Annotated in this window: 1 rRNA gene; it reads right to left on the bottom strand. The window is 51.1% G+C overall.

Annotated elements, in window-relative coordinates:
- Positions 1 to 125: 125 nt before the first annotated feature.
- A 16S ribosomal RNA gene (locus ACGF49_RS25415) occupies positions 126 to 223 on the bottom strand; the annotation flags it as partial.

The raw sequence follows: 223 nt of genomic DNA, 5'->3' as shown, positions 1-223 counted from the left end.
AACCACCGACCTCACCCTTATCAGGGGTGCGCTCTAACCACCTGAGCTACAAGCCTATTACGATAACGCTATTCTCTTCTTTCATCAGACAATCTGTGTGAGCACTGCACTCAACCTATCTCAGGTAAGGAGGTGATCCAACCGCAGGTTCCCCTACGGTTACCTTGTTACGACTTCACCCCAGTCATGAACCACAAAGTGGTCAGCGCCCCCCTTTCGGTTA

It is taken from the genome of Photorhabdus sp. RM96S, assembly GCF_042879335.1.
GTDB classification, from domain to species: Bacteria; Pseudomonadota; Gammaproteobacteria; order Enterobacterales; family Enterobacteriaceae; genus Photorhabdus; species Photorhabdus kayaii.
This window is presented reverse-complemented; position numbering and strand designations above follow the sequence as displayed.